Origin of the sequence: Aurantimonas sp. A3-2-R12 (assembly GCF_036016755.1) — a bacterium.
Taxonomy (GTDB): Bacteria; Pseudomonadota; Alphaproteobacteria; order Rhizobiales; family Rhizobiaceae; genus Aurantimonas; species Aurantimonas coralicida_A.
In genome coordinates this window covers 1-23290 of the sequence record NZ_JAYXIH010000052.1, presented here as the reverse complement: position 1 = coordinate 23290, position 23290 = coordinate 1, and the positions used below count along the sequence as shown (strand labels likewise).

18 protein-coding genes are annotated in these 23290 nt (G+C 65.0%); 15 read left to right on the top strand and 3 right to left on the bottom strand.

The genetic code is table 11. The features are described 5' to 3' along the window. Positions 1-205 precede the first annotated feature (205 nt). From VSX60_RS19545 to clpB, 10 genes are all read left to right on the top strand, one after another. Positions 206-697: a hypothetical protein gene (locus tag VSX60_RS19545; RefSeq protein WP_327625939.1), complete on the top strand. Its 492-nt coding sequence runs from the start codon at positions 206-208 to the stop codon at positions 695-697. Continuing rightward, positions 687-1781, top strand: coding sequence for an acyl-CoA dehydrogenase family protein (locus VSX60_RS19540; protein WP_327625938.1), 1095 nt, complete (start codon positions 687-689; stop codon positions 1779-1781). Before VSX60_RS19545 ends, VSX60_RS19540 begins: the two co-directional genes overlap by 11 nt. Then, complete coding sequence (locus VSX60_RS19535) at positions 1778-2494, top strand: PIG-L deacetylase family protein (protein WP_327625937.1); 717 nt, start codon at positions 1778-1780, stop codon at positions 2492-2494. The genes VSX60_RS19540 and VSX60_RS19535 overlap by 4 nt, the downstream gene beginning before the upstream one ends. Beyond that, a complete protein-coding gene (locus VSX60_RS19530; protein ID WP_327625936.1) occupies positions 2482-3102 on the top strand; it encodes a class I SAM-dependent methyltransferase in 621 nt (206 codons plus the stop codon). Before VSX60_RS19535 ends, VSX60_RS19530 begins: the two co-directional genes overlap by 13 nt. A 232-nt stretch (positions 3103-3334) precedes the next feature. Then, positions 3335-4588: an aspartate kinase gene (locus tag VSX60_RS19525; protein WP_327625935.1), complete on the top strand. Its 1254-nt coding sequence runs from the start codon at positions 3335-3337 to the stop codon at positions 4586-4588. A gap of 201 nt (positions 4589-4789) precedes the next feature. Further along, the gene (ptsP, locus tag VSX60_RS19520) at positions 4790-7039 is read left to right on the top strand and encodes a phosphoenolpyruvate--protein phosphotransferase (protein ID WP_442873128.1); all 2250 of its coding nucleotides are present in this window, start codon (positions 4790-4792) and stop codon (positions 7037-7039) included. A gap of 87 nt (positions 7040-7126) precedes the next feature. Next, positions 7127-8206 (top strand): peptide chain release factor 1, encoded by a 1080-nt coding sequence (gene prfA / locus VSX60_RS19515; RefSeq protein WP_327625934.1) that lies wholly within the window; start codon positions 7127-7129, stop codon positions 8204-8206. After that, a complete protein-coding gene (gene prmC, locus VSX60_RS19510; RefSeq protein ID WP_327625933.1) occupies positions 8199-9116 on the top strand; it encodes a peptide chain release factor N(5)-glutamine methyltransferase in 918 nt (305 codons plus the stop codon). The genes prfA and prmC overlap by 8 nt, the downstream gene beginning before the upstream one ends. Positions 9117-9418: 302 nt before the next feature. Next, a complete protein-coding gene (locus VSX60_RS19505) occupies positions 9419-10453 on the top strand; it encodes a DUF4167 domain-containing protein (RefSeq protein WP_327625932.1) in 1035 nt (344 codons plus the stop codon). A 250-nt stretch (positions 10454-10703) separates the two neighbouring features. Beyond that, positions 10704-13328, top strand: coding sequence for an ATP-dependent chaperone ClpB (clpB, locus tag VSX60_RS19500; RefSeq protein ID WP_327625931.1), 2625 nt, complete (start codon positions 10704-10706; stop codon positions 13326-13328). 71 nt (positions 13329-13399) lie between these two features. On the opposite strand, the gene VSX60_RS19495 is transcribed toward clpB, so the two are convergent. Then, the gene (locus VSX60_RS19495) at positions 13400-13795 is read right to left on the bottom strand and encodes a PRC-barrel domain-containing protein (protein WP_327625930.1); all 396 of its coding nucleotides are present in this window, start codon (positions 13793-13795) and stop codon (positions 13400-13402) included. Between the two features lie 350 nt (positions 13796-14145). On the opposite strand from VSX60_RS19495, the gene VSX60_RS19490 reads away from it, so the two are divergent. From VSX60_RS19490 to mgrA, 4 genes are all read left to right on the top strand, one after another. After that, the gene (locus VSX60_RS19490) at positions 14146-15690 is read left to right on the top strand and encodes a L,D-transpeptidase family protein (protein WP_327625929.1); all 1545 of its coding nucleotides are present in this window, start codon (positions 14146-14148) and stop codon (positions 15688-15690) included. Positions 15691-15815: 125 nt separating this feature from the next. Beyond that, positions 15816-17057 (top strand): L,D-transpeptidase family protein, encoded by a 1242-nt coding sequence (locus VSX60_RS19485; protein ID WP_327625928.1) that lies wholly within the window; start codon positions 15816-15818, stop codon positions 17055-17057. 74 nt (positions 17058-17131) lie between these two features. Further along, entirely contained in the window at positions 17132-18103 is a 972-nt protein-coding gene (locus tag VSX60_RS19480) for an extensin-like domain-containing protein (protein ID WP_327625927.1), read from the top strand. Between the two features lie 111 nt (positions 18104-18214). Next, the gene (mgrA, locus tag VSX60_RS19475) at positions 18215-19252 is read left to right on the top strand and encodes an L-glyceraldehyde 3-phosphate reductase (RefSeq protein WP_327625926.1); all 1038 of its coding nucleotides are present in this window, start codon (positions 18215-18217) and stop codon (positions 19250-19252) included. Positions 19253-19339: 87 nt separating this feature from the next. Here the strand turns inward: mgrA and VSX60_RS19470 are convergent, their stop codons facing one another. Next, positions 19340-20221, bottom strand: coding sequence for a LysR substrate-binding domain-containing protein (locus VSX60_RS19470; protein WP_327625925.1), 882 nt, complete (start codon positions 20219-20221; stop codon positions 19340-19342). A gap of 126 nt (positions 20222-20347) precedes the next feature. Here VSX60_RS19470 and VSX60_RS19465 point away from each other — a divergent pair, with 126 nt between their 5' ends. After that, a complete protein-coding gene (locus VSX60_RS19465; RefSeq protein ID WP_327625924.1) occupies positions 20348-20569 on the top strand; it encodes a hypothetical protein in 222 nt (73 codons plus the stop codon). Between the two features lie 128 nt (positions 20570-20697). Here VSX60_RS19465 and VSX60_RS19460 read toward each other — a convergent pair whose 3' ends face one another. Continuing rightward, positions 20698-22539, bottom strand: coding sequence for a M23 family metallopeptidase (locus tag VSX60_RS19460; protein WP_327625923.1), 1842 nt, complete (start codon positions 22537-22539; stop codon positions 20698-20700). Between the last annotated feature and the right edge of the window lie 751 nt (positions 22540-23290).

Genomic DNA, 23290 nt, shown 5'->3' with positions numbered 1-23290 from the left:
TATCCGCGCCATCTGGCGCTTGCTCAACAAAAACAAATCACCCATCAAAGCCTCCTTCAATGGAGACCGTGAATCACAGATCAAGAGAAATTAATAGGTCCTGAGCCTAAGCGACCAACTGACCGCGATCGTCGACCCGCTGCCGCATGATCCGTGGCCGCGCCATCACGACCATACCGGCGCAAGCCTTGCGGTGAAGGCCGACGTGTATGATCGGGTCGGTGGGCTGCCGGCATTGCCTCGCCGGGAGGACCTTGCCTTCGTGACGAATGTCCGTTCAAGCGGCTTCAAGGTGCGGCACGCGCCGGAAGTCATCGTCGAGGTCTCGGCGCGTTTGTCCGGTCGCGCCGCTGGCGGAATGGCGGACTGTCTGAAGCAATGGGTCAAGGCGACACAAGCCGGCGATCCGCATCTGGTGGAGGCTCCAACGGCGATACTGGAACGCGCGCGGCGCCGCCGACTGTTGCGGACGCTCGGTGATTGCGATGCGGCGTCGCTCGCCACGGCCGCCATGCGTCTTTCCATTCTGCCGGCCGACCTCCACGATTCGTTCGGGCAGCTGCTATCGCCGCAGGAACTGGTGGAACGCTTCGCACCCGAGGCGCCCGACGCGATCGCGACCGTTCCGGTCAGGGCGGCAATCGACGAACTGGACGGGCTGATCCGACGTTTCGGGGGCGCGTCCCGTGCGGCATGATCTGTACGAGGCGGCGCAACTGGAGGAACTTTCTGATCGTCTCGCCGCCCTTGCCGCGGCGCGAGACCGGGACGGCGAGTTTCCCCATGAGGCGTTCGCGGTGCTGGAATCGCGCGGCTACTCCACGCAACCGCCGGTCGGCTCTGGCGAAACGGCGAAGCTGCTGCGGCTTCTGGCCGCGATTGGCCGCGGCGATCTCAGCACCGGCCGGATTTTCGAGGGGCATGCCAACGCGTTGCTGCTGGTCTATCGCTACGGGACGCCGGAACAGGCCGCAGCGTATCGCGCCAAGGCGGAGAGGGGGGAATTGTTCGGCGTCTGGAACACCGACGCTCCCACCGACCCGCTGCGGCTCGAAGAGGGACACTATGCCGGCAAGAAGAACTACGCTTCCGGCGTCGACGGCTTGTCGCAGGCGATCGTGACGATGCCGACGGCGGGAGGACGTCAGATGATGTTGGCTCCGCTCGACGCCGCGTCGATCGACCGCTCTTGGTGGCGCCCGCTCGGCATGCGCGCTTCGGGCAGTCACATCATCGACCTGACCGGGGTGTCCGCCGACGCCGATCATGTCCTCGGGCAGCCGGACGACTATGTCCGGGAGCCGTGGTTCAGCGGTGGCGCCATCCGCTTCGCCGCCGTGCATGTCGGCGGCATGCATGCAGTGCTTGATGCCGCGCTGGCCCATCTGACCAGCACCGGGCGAGCCGGTGACCCCCACCAGCTGCATCGCCTGGCGCGCATGGGGATCGCCGTCGAGTCGGGCTATGGCTGGATCGACCGGGCCGTCGGCGCCTGGGACGCCGCCGAGAGCGGGCGGGCCGACGATGAGGCCCCGGCGCAGGCGCTTCTGGCCTATGCCAACGCGACGCGATCCGCGGTCGAGGCGAACGCGTTGCAGGTTCTGGAAACGGCGGAACGAGCCGTCGGAGCCGCGGGGTTCAATGCGCCGCATCCATTGGAACGACTGGTCCGCGATCTTCGGACCTATCTGCGTCAGCCGAACCCGGATGGCGCGCTCCGATCCTTAGGCGAAGCGATGGCGACGGGCGACTGGCATCCCGGCGCGGTGCCGCGGACATGACCAACACGGGTGTTCCCCAGGCGTTCGCAGCCGCGCGAATCCTTGTCGTCGCGCCGCATCCCGACGACGAATCGCTCGGCTGCGGCGGAGCGATCGCCCGCTCTGCGGCGCTCGGGCGGCAGACCCACACGATCTTCGTCACCGACGGCGGCGCGTCGCATCCCGGCTCCGCAACATGGTCCCGGGAGCGGTTGGCGGCCCAGCGCGAAGTCGAAGCGTCGAATGCCTTGGAATGCCTCGGCGCCGGCGACCATCCGCGCAGCTTTCTGCGTTTGCGGGACGCCGATATGCCGGCCGAGGACACTGCGCTTTGGCGCGAAGCCAAGAGCAAGGTTGTGCAGATCGTCAAAGATTTTCGTCCTGACCTCGTCCTTCTGCCTTGGCGGCGCGACCCGCACCGGGACCATCGCGACAGCTGGGGGCTGGTGACCGCGGCCCTGACGACGGCGGCCCAGCAGCCCTTGCAGCTCGAATACGCGATCTGGCTCGACGAACTGGGCGCGGCGGACGCTCGGCCCCGGGCGGGCGAGATGGTCGAATGGCGCCTCGACATCACTTCGCATCAGGCGGCCAAGCGAGTGGCCGTGGCCGCGCATGTCTCGCAGACGAGCGAGTTGATCGCCGACGACCCAGACGGCTTCCGGCTGAACCCTGCGACCATCGCGCGTCTGACCGGACCCGAAGAGATCTACTGGCAGCCATGCGAAAGGTGATCGACGTCGCGGGATTCGAGGCGCTGTTCGCCGCCGATCCGGACCCCTGGCGCTATGCTGCGGCACCGTTCGAGCACTACAAGCGCGGCGTGCTGCTGCGGGCTTGCGGCTCGCATAGCTACGGCAGAGGGCTGGAACTCGGCTGTGCCAATGGCGAAACCACGGCGGCATTGGCTGACCGGTGCCTGCGCCTGACCGCGACGGACGGCTCGGCGACCGCCCTGGACATTGCCCGGCGCCGCAATCGAGGGCGAGATCGGGTGAAATTCGTGCAGGCCGTGCTGCCGGAGGCAATGCCCAGAGGGCCATTCGATCTGATCGTCGTCTCGGAAGTGCTCTACTACTTGTCGCCGGAGGCACTGCGGCATTGTCTGCTGGCGCTCGAACAGGCGATCGCACCGGGCGGCCGGATCGTCCTCCTCCATCACATCGTTCCGTTCGACGACGCGGCCACCTTGCCGGCGCGCGCCACCAGGATGGCCTGCCGCTTCCTGCGTCGGCGCTGGCGGCTGCGAGTTCATTACCGCAACGCCCGCTATGTGGCTCTCGCCTTCGATGCGGGACCAAAGCGCGTCGTCTCGGGCCACGCGCGAGGAAGCCGGGGATGAGGCGCGGTCGAACCAGAGCTGACCCCCGATCCTTTTGGCGGCAGAGCGCTAGCGAGCCGCCGGCAAGGTTCCAACCGACGTCCCCCGATTGCAGTTGCGGGCCGCATCGGCTAGGGAACGCCCGCTTAACCCTTACTGGGCATTTCAAGAACGCGCCGTGACAAGCGTTCGCCGCACCCGTCACCGATCGGACCCCTGGGGCTCGGTCCCCCAAGACAACGAACCCGTTTTCATGGCCCGTCTCGTCCTCAAATTTGGCGGAACCTCCGTCGCCGACATCGACCGCATCCGCAACGTCGCGCGGCATGTCAAACGTGAGGTCGACGCGGGCCACGACGTCGCCGTCGTCGTCTCCGCCATGGCCGGCCGGACCAATGAGCTCGTCGGCTGGTGCCGCGAGGCCTCGCCGATCCACGACGCGCGCGAATACGACGCCGTCGTTGCGTCGGGCGAGCAGGTGACGGCCGGCATCCTGGCGATCACGCTTCAGGGGATGGGGGTCAACGCGCGCTCCTGGCAAGGCTGGCAGATCGCCATCAAGACCGACGGCGCCCACGGCGCGGCCCGTATCCAGGAGATCGACGCGTCCGACATCATCCGGCGGTTCGAGGATAAACAGGTTGCGGTGATCGCCGGTTTTCAGGGAATTGCGCCCGACAACCGCATCGCCACGCTCGGCCGCGGCGGCTCCGATACATCCGCCGTGGCCGTGGCCGCGGCGCTGGGCGCCGATCGCTGCGATATCTATACCGATGTCGACGGGGTCTACACCACCGATCCGCGGATCGAGCCCAAGGCGCGGCGCATGGCCCGCATCTCCTTCGAGGAAATGCTGGAAATGGCCTCGCTCGGCGCCAAGGTGCTACAGGTGCGATCCGTCGAACTCGCTATGGTGCACAAGGTGCGCACCTTCGTGCGGTCTTCTTTCGACGACCCGGACGCGCCCGGCATGGGCGATTTCGACAACCCGCCGGGAACGCTCATTTGCGACGAGGATGAAATCGTGGAACAGCAGGTCGTCACAGGGATCGCCTACGCCAGGGACGAAGCACAGATCTCGCTGCGGCGGGTGGCCGACCAGCCGGGTGTTGCGGCGGCGATCTTCGGGCCGCTCGCCGAGGCCGGCGTGAATGTGGACATGATCGTCCAGAACATCTCCGAATCGGGCGCCTCGACGGACATGACCTTCACGGTCCCGGCCGGCGATCTGGGCAAGGCCACTGCCGTGCTCGACAAGGCCAAGGCGGAAATGCGCTACGACGCGATCCAGAGCGAACAGGGGCTGACCAAGGTCTCGGTCATCGGGGTCGGCATGCGCAGCCATACGGGTGTTGCCGCCACTGCCTTCAAGGCGCTGGCCGAGCGCGGCGTCAACATTCGCGCCATCACCACATCCGAAATCAAGATATCGATCCTGATCGATGGCGATTACACCGAGCTTGCAGTTCGCGCTCTGCATTCGGTCTATGGCCTCGATAAGGGGTAATGTGTTGGGGCGGCGCGCCGAATCGTGCCATCGAGGACGCCAAGGCACTTTTCTTGGCGGTCACGGCTCATTTCCCCAATGGGGTTCTCGGCGAACCTGAGTATGTGATCTTGTAGGGACAGGCCGTGGCGTAGCCGGACTGGATCGGTTGCGACGCTTTGTCGGCCCCTGAAACGGAAGACCGCGTTGTTGAGAAGCGACATGTCAGGCCCGCGCGTTCTCATGCGCCGCATCCGGGAGCTCATGGCCGAGCCTCTCGACGCGCAGGTGCGCCTCGACCAGATCGTCCGCTCCATCGCCCAGAACATGGTGGCCGAGGTCTGCTCGCTCTACGTGCTGCGCGCCGACGCGGTGTTGGAACTCTATGCCACCGAAGGTCTCAATCCGGCGGCAGTCCACCTCGCCCAGCTCAAGCTTGGCGAGGGCCTCGTCGGCACGATCGCGGCGACGGCGCGGCCGCTGAACCTGTCCGAGGCGCAAAAGCACCCGGCCTTCACCTATCTGCCAGAGACCGGCGAGGAGGTTTACCACTCCTTCCTGGGCGTGCCGATCCTGCGCGCTGGCCGGACCCTCGGCGTGCTCGTCGTCCAGAACAAATCCGCGCGAATCTATCGCGACGAGGAATCCGAGGCGCTGGAGACGGTGGCGATGGTCGTTGCCGAGATGATCGCCGCCGGCAGTCTGGAGGGCTTGCAACGCCCCGGTGTCGCGCTCGACCTGTCGCGGCCGGTCAGCTTCGATGGTGCTGCCCTGTCGGATGGCATCGGCCTGGGCAAGGTGGTTCTGCACGAGCCGCGGGTCGTCGTCACCAACCTGTTCAATGAGGACACGGAAGCGGAGGTCGAACGCCTCGACAAGGCGCTCTGCATCCTCAGGGTGTCGATCGAGAACATGCTGTCGCGCCGGGACGTGGCTGGCGAAGGCGAGCATCGCGCCGTTCTCGAGGCCTACCGCATGTTCGCCCATGATCGGGGCTGGGTGCGCAGGCTCCAGGAAGCGGTTCGCAACGGACTGACCGCGGAAGCCGCGGTCGAGAAGGTGCAGTCGGACATGCGCGCCCGTATGATGCACATGACCGATCCGTATATTCGCGAGCGGTTGCATGATTTTGACGATCTTGCCAACCGGTTGCTGCGCCAGCTGATCGGCCGCGACGACCACGCCGGGGCGGAGAATGCCGACGCCATCATCGTCGCGCGTTCGATGGGCGCGGCGGAGTTGCTCGACTATCGCCGGGACGACATTCGCGGGCTGGTGCTGGAGGAGGGCGCTGCGACCAGCCACGTCGTCATCGTCGCGCGAGCGCTGGGAATTCCCGTCGTGGGCCAGGTCAAGGGCGCGGTCTCGATGTCAGAGAACCGCGATTCGATCATCGTCGACGGCGAGGACGGCAGCGTTCATCTGCGTCCACCTCCGGAACTCGAGGCGCTGTATTCCGACAAGGTGAAGTTCCGGGCGAAGCGCCAGGAGCGCTATCATTCGCTGCGCGATGTGCCGACCGAGACCAAGGACGGCGTGCCGATCAGCTTGCAAATGAACGCGGGCCTTCTCGTCGACCTGCCCCAGCTCGACGCTGCAGGCGCGGAAGGCATCGGCCTTTTCCGCACCGAACTCCAGTTCATGGTCGCTTCGACGATGCCGCGTGCGCGCGATCAGGAGCGGCTCTATTCGGCGGTCATGGATGCGGCCAACGGCCGGCCGGTGACGTTTCGCACGCTGGATGTCGGCGGCGACAAGGTGTTGCCTTATCTCAGCCAGTCGCCGGAGGAAAATCCGGCGCTGGGCTACCGGGCGCTGCGGCTTGCCCTCGACCGTCCCGGCTTGATGCGCACCCAGCTGCGGGCGTTGCTCAAGGCGGCCGCCGGGCGCGAACTGCGCGTCATGTTTCCGATGGTGACGGAGGTGTCGGAGCTCAGGCAAGCGCGCGAGATGATCAGCCGCGAGTTCAAGCATCTGACGCGCTTCGGCCATGTCATGCCGAAGCGGCTGAAGGTGGGCGCGATGATCGAGGTGCCGGGGCTTTTGTTCCAGCTCGACGAGCTGATGGAAGTGCTCGATTTCGTGTCCATTGGCTCGAACGACCTGTTCCAGTTCTTCAATGCCGTCGATCGCGGCAATGCGCGTGTCGCCACGCGCTTCGACGATTTGTCGGCGCCGTTCCTGCGGGCGTTGAAGTCGATCGTCGATGCCGGGCAGCGTCACGATGTCCCGGTGACGCTGTGCGGCGAGATGGCCGGTCAGCCGCTCTCGGCGATGGCGTTGATTGGACTCGGCTTCCGCTCCATATCCATGGCACCGCCCTCGATCGGTCCGGTGAAGGCGATGATTGTCGAACTGGAGGCGGAAAAGCTTTCCGAGGCGCTGGCGCAGCAACTCAACGGCAGCCAACTGGCGGCCAGTCCGCGACAGCTTCTCGTCGATTTCGCGGAAGCCAATGGAATCCCGTATTAGCGGACCGCAGTGATCGGTGGCACGCCCCGCCTCTTCGCCGCGGCATGGGCCGCGCTCCATTCACCTTGACATCAGCTTCAGGACATTATGGCGACGCTGCCGAATTCGACCCTTGATGAGATCCTGGCCCGCTTTGGTCATCTCGAGAACGAGATGGCCAAGGGGCCGGCGCACGACGTCTATTCCAAGCTCGCCGCGGAATATTCCGGCTTGGAGGCGGTGGTCGCGGCGATCCGCTCCTATCGCAAGGTGGAACGGGAACTCGCCGATTCCCGCTCGCTGCTGGACGACCCGACCGCCGATCGCGAGATGCGCGACCTCGCCGAGGTCGAGATCGACGAATTGAAGCAGCGTCTCGACCAGCTCACGGACGAGATTCGTATCCTGCTGCTGCCTAAGGACGCCGCCGACGAAAAAGGGGCCATCCTGGAAATCCGCGCCGGCACAGGCGGGTCCGAAGCGGGGCTCTTCGCCGGCGACCTGTTTCGCATGTATCAGCGCTATGCCGAGTTGAACCGCTGGAAGGTCGAGCTCCTGTCGGCGAGCGAGGGCGAGGTCGGCGGCTACCGAGAGGTGATCGCCTCGATCCAAGGGCCCGGCGTATTCTCACGGCTGAAGTTCGAATCAGGCGTGCATCGGGTGCAGCGCGTTCCCGCGACCGAATCGGGCGGCCGAATCCATACCTCGGCCGCGACCGTGGCGGTCCTGCCAGAGGCGGAAGACATCGACGTCGACGTGCGCGCCGAGGATATTCGCATCGACACGATGCGCGCCTCGGGCGCCGGCGGCCAGCACGTCAACACCACCGATTCGGCCGTTCGCATCACCCATCTGCCGACCGGCATCGTGGTGACATCGTCGGAAAAATCGCAGCATCAGAACCGCGCGCGGGCGATGCAGGTGCTGAAGGCGCGCCTTTTCGATCTCGAACGCCAGAAGGCTGACGACGAACGCTCCGCCGCGCGCAGGGGACAGGTCGGCAGCGGCGATCGCTCCGAGCGCATCCGCACCTACAATTTTCCGCAAGGCCGCGTGACCGACCACCGTATCAATCTGACCCTTTACAAACTCGATCGCGTGATCGAGGGCGAGATGGACGAACTGGTCGGAGCCCTGGTCGCCGACCATCAGGCCCACCAGCTTGCCGCCGTCGGCGTGGATGACTGAGGCGGCCGACAGGCTGGGCCCGTTGCTGCTCCACGCTATCGAGCGCCTGCGCGCGGCCCAGTCGGCAACGCCGGAGTTCGACGCGCGCCTGCTCATTGCCGAGTGCGCGGGCCTCCCACTGGGAGAGGTTCATTCCGCGTCCGCCCTGACGGTGTCGAGCGGGGCGGTGGCGTGCCTCGAATCGCGCCTCGCCAGACGGCTCGCCGGCGAGCCCGTTCATCGCATCCTCGGCCGCCGCGCCTTCTACGAGCACGAGTTCGAAATCTCTCCCGACACCCTGGAGCCGCGACCGGACACGGAAATTCTCGTCGACGAGGCGCGCAAGGCGATGGCCGAGATTATCGACCGGCGCGGGGAATGTCTCTTCGCCGATATCGGCACGGGGTCGGGTGTCATCGCCGTTTCGCTGCTGGCGCTGTTTCCGCGGTCGCGGGCTCTGGCGATCGATATCTCGCCAGGCGCGCTCGCAACCGCATGCCGCAATGCCGAAGCGGCGGGCGTTGCCGACAGGATGCAGCCTGTCCTGTCGGATTATCTTGCGGCGGCCGGCGGCCCCCTTGATCTGGTGCTGTCGAATCCACCATATATCCGGAGCGGCGATATTCCGTCCCTGGCGGTTGACGTGCGCGAGCATGATCCGCTGGCAGCCTTGGACGGTGGCGAGGATGGGCTGGATGCCTATCGTGCGATCGCGGCGGGAATCGACGCGGTTTTGCGGCCCGGCGGCCGCGTGATCGTCGAGATTGGCCTGGGGCAGGAAGACGACGTGGCGGCGATATTTGCATCACAAGGGTTGCATCTCCACGTTTGCACACGCGATTTTTCCGGTGTGGTTCGCGTCCTGAGTTTCGGCCGGGAGGAGAAACCGCTGTCAGAGCAGGAGGGGGATCGCGCTTCGATCCAGTGTTGACCGCCTTAATTGTTGAAAAGGCACTTGTTACGGCGCGCGTTACCCTCTAGGGTCGCCGCCAGTACGGAACATCCGAGGGGGCAGTTCCTTTAGGCGCCGCTCGACGGCAGCCCACAGGACGCTCGAGATGACTGGTAGGTCGTCCGTCAAGCCGGCGTGAGGGTATCGCCAGGCACAACCGATTTTAACCTCTCTATGTTGGCTTTGCTCCGGCGGAGCTAATTTCGTGCGGGCGCGCATGGCGCACCCTGAGGCAGTAGGCCATACCGGCGCGACCGGTGCATCCAATAGACAGGAAGTTCATGAGGCCAGGACAGCAGAAAAACCGTATGCGCAGCCGCGGACGGAAAGGTCCTAATCCGCTCTCGCGCAGTTACGAGTCGAACGGCCCGGATGTGAAAATCAGGGGTACCGCCCAGCATGTCGCGGAGAAGTACACGACGCTCGCGCGCGATGCTTCGGGTGCTGGCGACCGGGTGATGGCCGAGAACTATCTGCAGCACGCCGAGCACTACAACCGCATCGTGGCGGCTGCGCAGGCGCAGTTCCCGCAACAGCGTGACGAACGTGATTCCCGCGACGATTCCGATGAGGACGACGATTCGCAGGATAATTCGAGCGATCGCGGCGAGCGCAACGATCATCGTCAGCAGGACGGCGATCGTGATGGCCGCGAGGGTTTTCGCGATCGTGATAGCAACCGTGATCGGGATCGCGATGGCAACCGCGACCGTGAGAACGCTCGCGACAACCGAGACCGTGACGGCAACCGCGATCGCGATGGCAACCGAGATCGTGACCACAATCGCGACCGGGACGGCAATCGGGGCCGTGATGGCAATCGCGACAGGAACCGCGACCGCCGGGACAGGGTTCAGGCGGACGGCACCGGCCCGCAGCCGGTGATCGGACGCGAGAACTCCGAACAAGGCGACAGCGGCCGCCATCAGCGCAACGACGGCGAGCGCACCCGTGACGAGCGTTCGTCGGAAGCGCCAAGCGGCGCAGCGGTCGCTGCCGGCGAATCGCAACCCGACGGACAGGCGGAACGGACGCCGCGTCGCCGGGGCAGGCCGCGCCGGAGCCGCGAGGGTGACGAAGCGATCGCTGCGAGCGAAACCCGTCCGGGCGATGAGGCCGCGACGGTCGAAGCCCGCACGGTCGAGGCGGCCGTCAACCCGGATCACGGGGTGAAGGCACCGGAGACGGAAGGCGAAGCGCCCGTGAAGCGTCGGCCCGGCCGGCCGCGCAAGAAGAAGCCCGAAGAGGCGTCGGCCGAGACCCGCGATGGCGAGGGTAATACGCTGCCGGACTTCCTGTTGGCGTCGAACGGCTGAACCGGCTGGCTTTTCGGCCGATCGCCATAGCCATATGATCAAGATCAAGGACGTCGCGGCTGCCGCGGCGTCCTTTTGCGTTCAAGATGGCGCAACATTTTTGCAACAGTCCGGCAAGCCGCCTCTTTCGCGGCGACCCGTCCGATCCCATATCCGTTGCGGGCGGCTCGCCGGTGTCGGGAGCCGTTCTCCATGGATGTGCGGCTCATGCCTCGGGCGAGGGTGGACCGCCGAAAGGAGAAGCGATCCAATGAATCTGGAAAAATATACCGAACGGGTGCGCGGCTTTATTCAGGCGGCCCAGACGCTCGCGGTGTCGCGCGACCATCAGCAATTCACCCCGAAGCATCTCCTCAAGGTTCTCGTCGACGACGAGGAGGGGATGGCGGCCGGCCTGATCGAGAAATCCGGTGGCCGGCCAAAGGACGTGCGTATCGCCGTAGATGCGGCGCTGGATGCGATGCCCCGTGTCTCGGGCGGCAGCGGGCAGATGTATCTGGCCCAGCCGCTGGCCAAGGTGTTCGCGACGGCGGAGGAAATCGCCAAAAAGGCCGGCGACAGCTTCGTCTCCGTCGAGCGGCTGCTGCTGGCGCTGACGATCGAGACATCCGCCAAGACAGCCGATATCCTGAAGAAGGCCGGCGTGACGCCGAACGGCCTCAACGAGGCGATCAACGAAATACGCAAGGGACGCACGGCGGATTCCGCCTCGGCCGAGAGCGGCTACGACGCCTTGAAGAAATACGCCCGCGATCTCACCGCCGTGGCGCGGGAAGGCAAGCTCGACCCGGTGATCGGCAGGGACGAGGAAATCCGCCGCACGATCCAGGTCCTCTCCCGGCGCACCAAGAACAATCCTGTTTTGATCGGCGAGCCGGGTGTCGGCAAGACCGCGATCGCCGAAGGCCTGGCGCTCAGGATCGTCAATGGCGACGTGCCGGAGTCGCTGCGCGACAAGCAACTGATGGCGCTCGACATGGGATCGCTGATCGCCGGCGCGAAATATCGCGGCGAATTCGAGGAACGGCTGAAGGCGGTGCTGTCGGAAGTCACCAGCGCGGCCGGTTCGATCATCCTGTTCATCGACGAGATGCACACGCTGGTCGGCGCCGGCAAGGCGGACGGGGCGATGGACGCCTCAAACCTGCTGAAGCCAGCGCTCGCCCGCGGTGAGCTGCACTGCGTCGGCGCGACGACGCTCGACGAATATCGCAAGCACGTCGAGAAGGACGCGGCGCTGGCCCGGCGTTTCCAGCCGGTGTTCATTGCCGAGCCGACGGTCGAGGATACGATCTCGATCCTGCGCGGCCTCAAGGAGAAATACGAGCAGCACCATCAGGTGCGTATCTCCGACTCCGCCCTGGTGGCGGCGGCGCAATTGTCGAACCGCTACATCACCGACCGCTTCCTGCCGGACAAGGCGATCGACCTTGTCGATGAAGGCGCGGCGCGGCTGCGCATGCAGGTGGATACCAAGCCCGAAGCGCTCGATGAGATCGATCGGCGTGTCATGCAGCTGAAGATCGAGCGCGAGGCGTTGCGCAAGGAGACCGACGACGCGGCACGGGACCGGCTGGAGCGGCTCGATTCCGAGATCGCCAATCTGGAGGAAGAATCCGGTCGCATCACCAGCGCCTGGCAGGCGGAAAAATCCAAGCTGGGCCTTGCCGCGGATCTGAAACGGCAACTCGACGAGGCCCGCAACGACCTCGCCATCGCTCAGCGGCAAGGTGAATTCCAGCGCGCCGGAGAACTCGCCTATGGCGAAATCCCCAAGCTCGAGCAGGAACTGCAGGAGGCCGAGGCGAGCGACGGTGTGCCTGATGCCGATTCGATGGTCGAGGAAACCGTCACCGCCGACCATATCGCCCAGGTGATCTCGCGCTGGACCGGTATTCCGGTCGATCGGATGCTGGAAGGCGAACGCGACAAGCTGCTGCGCATGGAAGACTCGCTGCAAAAGCGCGTCGTCGGCCAGGGCGAAGCGGTTCAGGCCGTCTCCAGGGCGGTGCGGCGGGCGCGGGCCGGCCTTCAGGACGTGAACCGGCCGATTGGCTCGTTCATCTTCCTCGGCCCGACCGGTGTCGGCAAGACCGAGCTCACCAAGGCGCTGGCCTCTTTCCTGTTCGACGACGAAACGGCGATGGTCCGGCTCGACATGTCGGAGTTCATGGAAAAGCATTCGGTCGCCCGGATGATCGGCGCGCCTCCGGGCTATGTCGGCTACGAGGAAGGCGGTTCGCTCACCGAGGCCGTGCGGCGCCGGCCCTATCAGGTCGTTCTGTTCGACGAGATCGAAAAGGCCCACCCGGACGTCTTCAACGTCCTGTTGCAGGTGCTCGACGACGGGCGCCTGACGGACGGGCAGGGGCGGACGGTCGACTTCCGCAACACCATGATCATCATGACCTCCAACCTCGGGGCGGAATATCTGGTCGCGCTCAAGGACGACGAGGACGCGGAAGCCGCACGGGAACAGGTGATGGCCGTTGTGCGTGCCTCCTTCCGGCCGGAGTTCCTCAACCGGGTGGATGAGACCATCCTCTTCCACCGGCTGCACCGCTCGGAGATGGGCGCGATCGTCGACATCCAGATGGCGCGGCTCGAAAAGCTGCTCGTCGATCGCAAGATCCAGATCGAGCTCGACGAGAGCGGACGGGCCTGGCTGGCGGAGAAGGGCTACGATCCGGCCTACGGCGCTCGACCCCTGAAGCGGGTGATCCAGCGCGAGGTGCAGGACCCGCTGGCCGAGAAGATCCTGCTCGGCGAGGTTCGCGACGAGAGCACGGTGAAGATCACCGGCGGGACCGATCACCTGATTTTCCATGTGGTCGGCTCGAAAGCAAACGCCGCTGGCGACCGGGCGGCTGCCTGACAAGTGCGATAACGAACGAAAAAGGGCGGCCGCGAGGCCGCCCTTTTTCATTGGGCCCTGATTCCCACCGGTCAGATGTAGGCCGGGCCATAATAGTCGTCGATGCTGCGGCCGTAGTCCGGGTCGCCCCAACTTGGCGTGGCGCCCGCGGCATAACGCGGCGCGCCCTCGAGTTGATCGCGGGTGATGCCAACGACATAGCCACCTTGCCGCTCGTCATATTTCAGCACCTGCCAAGGCAGGGGATGAAATTCCTCGCCGATCCCCAGAAAGCCGCCAAACGACATGATCGCGTATTTCACCCGTCCGTCGCGCTTGCCGAGCACGAGGTCATGGATATGACCCAGATGATGACCGTCGGTGTTGTAGACTTCGGTCCCCGAGACGCGGCTCGCCTCGATATTGTCGACGCCAACACCGCCCGTGGCCTCGTCGCCCATGATAGTCCGTCCTTCCGTCGATGACATGCTGCTTCTCCGATCCGTTTCGGTTGCCCCATCAACGGGTTGCGGACCCCTCGTGTTCCACCGGGCCGCATTCGGCGGCGGGCGCGGAGGCGGTCGGGTCGTCGGAAGGCGGGCTTGCCGCAGTGTGCCGTTCCGGCGCATCTGGCTCTGTCGCGAGGCTGGATCAGCCGATTAAGACCGAAAAAAGAAGCAAAACCGCCATTTTCATGTCCGGTTCATCTGCCATTCGCTATGGCAATACGGTCAGGACCGGTCGTCAAGCTGCCACGAAATCCGCTTGCCTCAGCGAGGAAGCGTTTTCGCAGGCCGATCGCGGCGTCCGGGTCACCGGCTTTGGTGGAGAGGTGAAGATGAGTGTAATCGCGCGGTTGTATCTTCCGGCGCTCGTGCTGTCATTCGGCGCGACGGCGGCCTTGGCGCAAACCGTCGATCCCGCGAGGCAGATCGATGAAGGCGTGCGGCTGGCGCAATATTACGATCCGAACGTCGAGATTTATGATGACAACGTCGCCGAAGTCTACATCGACGAGATGGGCCGGCGCGTCATGGTCGATGCTTATGGCCGCATCATCGGCGTGGAGCAGCCACGCCGGCAGCAGTTCCGGGAACGGCGTCAGCGCTTCGAGGACCGCCGTGGCGCGATTATCGACGGACCGCCGCCGCCGGGAGTAACGCTCGAAGGGCGGGTCGACATCGCTCCTCCGGGCGTCATCGTCGAGCCGGTCCCCATAGAGCCTTCGACAGTTCGTCCACGCTCGGCGGACCCGTACCATACAGAGCCCCGTAGCGGCCCGGGTTTCGATGCCCCGGTGATCGCCGCGCCATTGCCCGCGCCCGACCAACCGGCCGCCGAGCCGCGCCGCGAAGCGGAACTGCCCCCATCAGCGCCTGCAGATGCGGTCGTCGAGCCGCAGAGGGACGCCGCGCTGCCGGACACGATTCCGTCTTCCGAGCCGCTGCCGGAGCCGGGCGCGCCGATCGTTCAGCCGGAGGGGCAGACGGTCCAGGAGAGCGATCCGGCCCCCAAGGTGGCGACGCCCAAGGGCAAGAACGCCAAGGCCGAAATCGCGGCCCTGCAGATCTTGCTCGACAGGGCCGGCACGTCGCCCGGCGTGATCGATGGGCGCATGGGCTCCAATGTCGACAAGGCGGTGGCCGCCTATCAGGAAAAATTTGGTCGCACCCTTCCCACCGGCGACGCCCAGGCGTTGGCCGAGGAACTCGACGCGACCGGCGGTCCGGCCATCACTACCTACGAGTTGACCGCCGACGACGTCGGCGGCCCCTTCGTAGCGTCGATCCCCTCCGATTACGGGGAAAAGGCACAGTTGCCGGCGATGAGCTTCGAGCGGCCGTCCGAGAAGATCGCCGAGAAATTCCACATGGACGAGGCCTATCTGCGCGAGATCAATCCTGGCGCCGACTTCAGCCGTCCGGGCACGCGGATCAAGGTCGCCGCGATCGGCGAGCCGGTGAAGCAGGACGTTGCCAGGATCATCGCCGACAAGGGGCGCGAGCAGGTCCGCGTCTACGCCGCCGACGGCACGTTGATCACGGCTTATCCGTCGACAATCGGTTCGACCCAGACGCCGTCGCCCTCGGGCATCGTCCAGGTGAACCGCATCGCCTTCGACCCGAACTACACCTACAATCCGAAGATCAACTTCAAGCAGGGCGACAACGACAAGGTGCTGACGATCCAGCCGGGACCGAACGGCCCGGTCGGCTCGATCTGGATCGCTTTGTCGAAGCCGACCTATGGCATCCACGGCACGCCCGAGCCTTCCAAGATCGGCAAGACCAACAGCAATGGCTGTGTGCGCCTGACGAACTGGGATGCCACCGAGCTTGCCAAGATGGTCAAGCCGGGCGTCACGGTGGAGTTCGTGGAATAGTCGGACGGCGGGATCGATATTTACGGTTCATTAGCCATACCGGGGAAGTTTATCGATATTGGGGAGCCTTCGGGCTCCCCTTTTGCGTTGTACGGACTTGGATCACTCGAGATGCGAGGCCTTTTATGAAAATTCTTTCGATCGCCGCCGCCAGCGGAATACTGGCGTTTCTTTCGACATCCACGTCTATCGCCGCCCCCATCTCGCTCTCGAAGGAAGCGATCGAGGCCGCGACATTCATAGATTGGCAGTCTCGTCAGACGGACGCCAAGGCCGTTGCGGCGAGCGCGAAGTCCGATCCGACCTTGCCGGAAGCCCAATTGCTGCCGGCCGGCGAGACGCCCGCCATTGTGCCGCCTGCTGATCATGGCGCTGCCGACGCGGCGGCCGATGGCGTCGACACCGCAGCTCCACCGGTGGTGGAAGTGACCGGCGAGCCCGGCATGGTCGTCGAGACACCGTCCTTTTCGACCGATATTCCCGACGAAGCCGGCCTTGAAAACGCCGATCAGCAGGTGGCGCCTGATCCGTTTCTCATCCGCATTCAAGTGTTGCTCGGCCGTACGCATGCCTCGCCGGGTGTCATCGACGGATTCTTCGGAGACAACACCCGCAAGGCTGTCAGAGCCTACGAAATGATGCGCGGTCTGCCGGTGGATGGTGAACCTGATGCCGACCTTTGGACCGTCCTCGCCGTCGACGAAGGCGAGGCCATGCAGACCTACGCGATAACGGCGGAGGACGTTGCAGGGCGCTACGTTGAGGCGATCCCGGAGGATTACGGACAGCGCGCCGAGATGGAATGGCTCGGCTACCATGATGCTGCCGAAATGCTGGCCGAAAAATTTCACATGGACGAGAATCTTCTCAGGGCGCTCAATCCGGGTGCCGATTTTTCAAAGGCGGGCACGACGATTCTCGTCGCCGATCCCGGGAAGGCACCGACGACCAAGGTGGCCCGGATCGTGGTCGACAAGACGGCCGGCCGTCTCGTGGCATACGACCACGACGGCGAGATCGTGCTCGCTAATCCGGCGACGATCGGATCGACCGCGACGCCCTCACCGTCGGGCACCATGAAGGTCAACGCTCTGTCCTCTGATCCGACCTATAATTATAACCCGAAGATCAACTTCCAGCAGGGCGAAAATGCCAAACCGCTCACCCTTCCGCCGGGGCCGAACGGCCCGGTTGGCTCGATGTGGATCGACTTGTCGAAGCCCAGTTACGGTATTCACGGCACAGCCGAGCCATCGAAAATCGGCAAGACCAACAGTAATGGCTGTGTGCGGCTGACCAACTGGGACGCCGAGGCGCTGGCCAAACTGGTCGAACCGGGGCAAACGGTCGTCGAGTTCACCGGGTGAGGGGCGCAACGCGCCGCGCGGCGGTCTTCCTCGGCTGCTGCGTCGCGGCCGCCTGGCTAGCTCAGGCGCCCGCTATGGCGCAGACGCCGGACAATGCACCGCCGAGGCCTGAGGCGCGACCGGACGCGGCGACAGGGGCGCGGGACGGAATATTTTTGAAGCCGGCGGAGGGGGAGCTTCGCAAAGAGCCCGCCGGACCGGATGCGCATGGCATCAACGGCAAAAGCGGTGGGGTGCGCAATCGCAAGACCGAAAGCCGCGCGCCGGCCGCCGGCATCGCGGCATCCGAAGAGCCCCTCGACGTTGTTCCCACGCCCACGCCACGGCCAGAAGCGGTGCCTCAGACGGCGTCATCGGTTGCGCCAGAGAAGGCCGCGCCAGCGACCGCCAGGCCGGTCGCTCCGGAGATGGGGAACCTCGCCAAGGTCTCGAATGCCCCCGATCCTTCGAACGCCCGCGAGGCGGCGATCACGCCGGCCGCCGCGGTCCTGGCTGCCGCGGCCATCGAAGACGCCAGGATGTGCGAGGCGGAACTTGAAAAGCGCGGCGTTCTTTTCACCATTGGTGAGAGCATCAGCGACGGCGCCTGCGGCGTCCTGCGGCCGGTCAATATCGAACGGCTTTCCAGCGGCGTCGCGATTTCGTCTGACACCCAGCTGTTTTGTCGATCGGCGCTTGCCCTCGACCGGTGGATGACGGACAGCGTCGTTCCGGCGGCCAAGGCAAGTTTTCCGGCCGAAAAACTCGCCGAATTCCGGCATGCCTCCACCTATGTCTGCCGCAACCGCGCATCCGAAAACGGCATCTCCGAACATGCGCGCGGCAGCGCCGTCGACATCGCCGCTTTCGCCTTCAAGAATGGGACGACGATCGGTGTCGAGGCGCACGAGCCGGGCTCACCGGAAGCGCGGTTTCAACGCTCGATCCGCGAGGGCGCGTGCGGGCCGTTCAAGACGGTGCTCGGTCCTGGCACCGACGCCGACCATGCGACGCATTTCCATCTCGACATCGCGGCGCGGCGAAATGGCGGGACTTACTGCAAGTAGACACGCCGCGGCTAAGAGGCCGATCGAGCTGGCGTCCCGCCGCCCTTTTCCCTGACGGCACGACCGCCTATACCGGCAGGCATTCCTGGTTCGCCAAAAAAGGTCCGCTGCATGCCCTACCTCGCCGAGGCCAATCGTTACGACGCCATCCCTTACCGCCGGGTCGGGCGCTCCGGTCTGAAACTGCCGGCCATTTCGCTCGGTCTTTGGCAGAATTTCGGCGGCACGGACGTCTTCGAGACCGGACGGGCGATCCTGCGGCGGGCGTTCGACCGAGGCGTCACGCATTTCGACCTGGCGAACAATTACGGCCCGCCCTACGGCTCAGCCGAAGAAAATTTCGGTCGCTGGATGGAGATGGATTTCCGGCCCTACCGGGATGAGCTGATCATCTCGTCCAAGGCGGGCTATGACATGTGGCCCGGTCCCTACGGCAATTTCGGCACGCGCAAATATCTGATTGCCTCCTGCGACCAGAGCCTGAAGCGCATGGGGCTAGACTATCTCGATATCTTCTACCATCACCGGCCGGACCCCGAGACCCCGCTCGAGGAGACGATGGGCGCCCTGGATCACATCGTGCGGTCCGGACGGGCGCTCTATGTCGGCATTTCGTCCTATTCGCCGGAGCTGACGCGGCAGGCCTACGCGATCCTGAAGGAGCAGGGCACGCCCTTCATCATCCACCAGCCGTCCTATTCGATGCTCAACCGGTGGGTCGAGGACGGGCTCCTGACAACCCTCGGCGAGCTCGGCATCGGCTGCATCGCGTTTTCGCCATTGGCCCAGGGGCTTTTGACCCGAAAATATCTGGAGGGCGTTCCGAGCGATTCGCGTGCGGCGCGCGAACGCTCGTTCAAACCCGAGATGCTCAGCGCCGCGAACATCGAACGGATTCGCGCTCTCACCGCGATCGCCGAGGCTCGCGGACAGAGTTTGGCGCAGATGGCGATCGCCTGGGTGCTGCGGCGTCCGGAGGTGACCTCGGCGCTGGTGGGTGCGCGCACCGTCGCGCAGCTCGACGATTCGCTCGACGCCCTGAACCGGCTCGACTTCTCCGAGACCGAACTTGCCGAGATCGATCGTCACGCCGGCGAAGGCGATATCGACCTCTGGCGGGCGCAGTCGCGCGTCGAAAGCGCCGGCTGATCGCAAGGGACGATGGCCGGTCGCTGCCGCTCATGAAAAGGCGCCAGGGACCATGATGTCCCCGCAGCCCGAGCCCCCCCCCCCCGCTCAGGCGAGGGCGAGGCTCAGGGAGGGACGAAGGTCGGCGAAGCTTTCGGTGACGTGCTCGGCGAGCGCGTCGGCGATCTTGCCGCAGCCCTTCCGCTTCATCAGCGCCACCTCATATTGGCGCAGCGGCGGCAGTCCGTCGGCTTCGCCTAATTGGCGCAGCGACGCGGAGACATGGCTTTCGGGAAGTGGCGCGATCGCCAGATCGGCGAGAACCGCGGCGATCTGTCCTTGCGAGTGTTCGCTCGAATAGGCGATCCGGTAACCGATGTGAGCCGCGTCGAGCGCAGCGAGGGCGCTGGCTCGCCAGGCGCAGCCCCGGGTCGCGAGAGCCAGCGGCAATGGGTCCTTGCTGACGGCTTGACCGTGCTTGAGTCCGATCCAGACCAGATTTTCGGTGTGAACGACCCGCACGTCCCGCTTGCCGTAATCCGAACAGCACAGCACCGCGAGATCGAGCGCGCCGGTATCGCAAAGTCGGCGCAGTTCGTCGCTGGACTTGAGCTTCACGTCGACTTCGACATGCGGATGGGTCGAGGCGAAGCGCTTCAGAATCTGCGGAATCGCGATATAGCCGATGTCGTCCGGCGCGCCGAACGCCACCCGACCCTCCATGGCGGGCGCGCGAAAGCGCGAGACCGCCTCCTCGTTGAGCTGCATCAGGCGGCGCGCATAGCCCAGGAATGCCTCGCCGTCGCCGCTGAGGCCGACCGAGCGACCCTCCCGCACGAAAAGCGCGCGGCCCAGAAGCGCCTCAAGCTTTTTCATCTGCAGGCTGACGGCCGAAGGCGTGCGAGCGACGTGCTGCGCGGCTTTTGAGAAGCTGCCGGTCTCGCAGATCGCGACGAAGGTTCGGACGAGATCGACCTCGATCAGGGGCATACGCGGATCCTGCTAGAGAGATTTGACGAGTTTTTCTCACCGATCTGTTTAAAACTTGTCGCTGGACTAATCAAACGAATTGTCGCACAGTAAAATGGTATCTGCAGACAAGCGTAGGGGTGCGACATGTTCGGATTGAAGACCGGTATCAAGACCAAGACCGCCGGCCGGGCCATGAAGAGTGCCGAACTTCTCAACCGCTCCATGGCCGCGCATGACGGCCATATTCTCGCAGATGTCGGACTGCTTGGGCGAAGCGGCGACGCGAACGAGACCGTGCTGTCGACCTCACGGCGCTGGCGGATGGTGCAGGAAAGCCGTTTCGCTCCCTACCGACCCTTCGCCTGACGAATCGCTGGCGTCCCGTCCACTTGCTCGGGAAATGCTCCAGCACATCGGCGCGGGGCGATTAGGGCTCAGCGGTAGCGGCTTTGATGGGTTCTCGCGTCGCGCGGACGCGACGCCATCCCAGTTGGTCAGCGACTGGCGACCAGCGGCGACTCGACGCGCTCGCGCAACAAATTATCGATGCGGTCGCGTTCCCGCTCGAAGGTGCCGAGTTCGACGCCCTTCAGCGCGCGGCCCGAAGGCAGCTTGATGCGCATCGGATCGACCTTCTTGTCGTTGACCGACAATTCATAGTGAAGATGGTTGCCGGTCGACAGGCCGGTCGAGCCCACATAGCCGATCACCTGCCCTTGGCGCACTTTGGCGCCCGCCTTGACGCCCTTGGCGATGGCGTTCTGGTGCGAATAGGAGGTCTCGTAGCCATTGGCATGACGGATGATGGTCTGGCGGCCATAGCCGCTGGACCAGCCCGCCTTCGTCACCACCCCTTTGCCGGGCGCGAGAATCGGCGTGCCCCTTGGCGCTGCCCAGTCGACCCCCCAATGCGGGCGCACATATCCCAGGACGGGATGCTTGCGGTTGGGAGAAAAGCCGGACGTGAAGCGGCCGTTGGGGACCGGGTTGCGGAGCAGGAACTGCTGGGCGCTGCGGCCTTCGGCATCGAAATAGTCGGCGTTGTCCGCGTCGCTTGGCCGAAACCGGTAGAAGCGCTTCGTGATCTCGCCGATGCGGACCTCGACGAACAAGATCTCAGATCTGTCGGTTGCGTTTTCCTCGCCTTCTTCCAGGGAATAGAACACGGCCAGTCGATCGGTCGGGCTCAATCGGGCTTGGAGGTCGACCTCGGCCGCTAGCATACGCGCCAGTTGGCGACAAAGCCTGCTGTTCAGGCCATAGGACAAAGCCGCCTGATAAATCCCGTCATAGACGGTGGGCATATCGGCGCGCAGCGGCACCTCGTTTTCGTTTTCATCGAAAGCTTCGGAAACCGAGTCGCCCATTTCCGGCGCCGCCGCCGCCGCGAAGGGGCCATCCTCGGTCTCGGCGGCGGTGGCAAGATGCCGGCTGCCGCGGTAGGCCGAAAGCCGCACGACGCGCGCGCGATCGTCGCTCGTGACGATACCGACCCGCAATGCGTCACCGGCTTTCAGTTCGTCGGATTTCAGAAGTCCAACCAACGCCTCCACCGCGGCGCCAGCCTCGGCATCTGCGCGTCCACTGGCATCGAGAATGTCGGCAATCTTCGTCGTCTCGCGCAACGGGATGACTTCCTCGTGGAAGCGCGGGAGCGTGTCGTCCGTGTCGGAGGTTGCCAGCGAGACGTTTTCCTCGACCACGCGGAACGCGGAGCCCGGCTCGTAGTCGGCGGCGTCGCTGGTCAGATTGAAGCGCATCGGGTCGACGGTCGCCAGCGACGCGACCTGGACTGGCCGGTAGGACAGGCTCGGCGCGACCGAGCGCACGAGCTGCTCCGCATTCGCGGCGGTGAGGGCATCGATGCGTTCATAGGCGGCCTCGTCATAATCGAAGGACTGGACCTTGAGTTGCACCTCCGATTCTACCCGCGCGCCATAAATCTGGGCAGGCTCCGCGTCCACGCCCGCCCCGCCCTCCGCGGCGTCGGCGAAGATTTTCAATGGATCGAAGCTCGGATAGTCGGCGCCGGCCTGATAGCGCGCGCCAAGCAGCATGTTGACGTAGCCGAAGGGGAGGGTGCGGATGACCTCGCGATCACCCTCCTTGCTCATGGTCGACAGCTCGATGATCTGGCGGCTGCGGGCGATCGGGATCGCGGTCGCAACGACGCGCTCACCTTTCTCGGTGAGCGTCTTGTTGAAGACCAGCGCCGCGAGGCCGGCGGGCCGCGCGGCGCCGCGGTGACCGTCGAGCGCCGCGGAGAGGGCGATGCCCATCAAGGCGGTCGAGGTGAGGCCGGTCAGCAGCGTACCGGCCAGCCAGCGCGCCGACACCTGCCGCCGGTCCGGTCGGCGACGCCGATCGGCTACCAGCGGCGGCTCGTCCCCAAAAGCCGGCCTGTCGTATCGCAAGCGGTCTGTCCCCCGTCGTCATTTGTTCATCGCGTTTGCGCGTACAAGGTGGCGAAATATCGACCGAGGCGCTTCGTTGGCGGAGCGCGCCTTGGAAAACCCCTGTCTGCCGACAATAGCGTCTCGACCATGTGGGCTCAAGGGCGGTTGCTGACCGCGCTGGTGGCACCGCCTCGATCCGCTGCTGCGGTTCAGACCTCGATGCACGAGGCAACCGCCGGCGCTTTCGGCGGATGACGTTCCAAACCGGAGGAGCACCGCGCCGAGCGTCTTTGCGCGCCACGCGGCGCTGGCGCCAGGCAGCCGCTGGGGGCTTTTTGAATTTTTTGCGACGACCGGCGTTGACAGGCGGATCAGCGATCGCCTATATGCCGGTCATCGACGACGGCGGTGGCGCCGGGGTGACCTGAACGGGCCGCCAGGAGCCGGTACGAACAAAATGTTCTGACCGGTTCGGTTTTGTGCCGCCTTCGTCCTATCTTTTCGAGTGCCGCTAATGCAGCGACCCTCTCAAGGGTACGGCAGGCTTTCGCTTGCGGTTCCCGGCGTTGTGACTTCGGTCATGCCGTGATCTTTGACAATTTGATATTGAGAAGAAAGAGAAGCGTGGGCGGCGGTAAGTCTGCGTGGAGTTTCGTGCCGATTTCCTTTTCGGTTACGAGGCATCCATGAG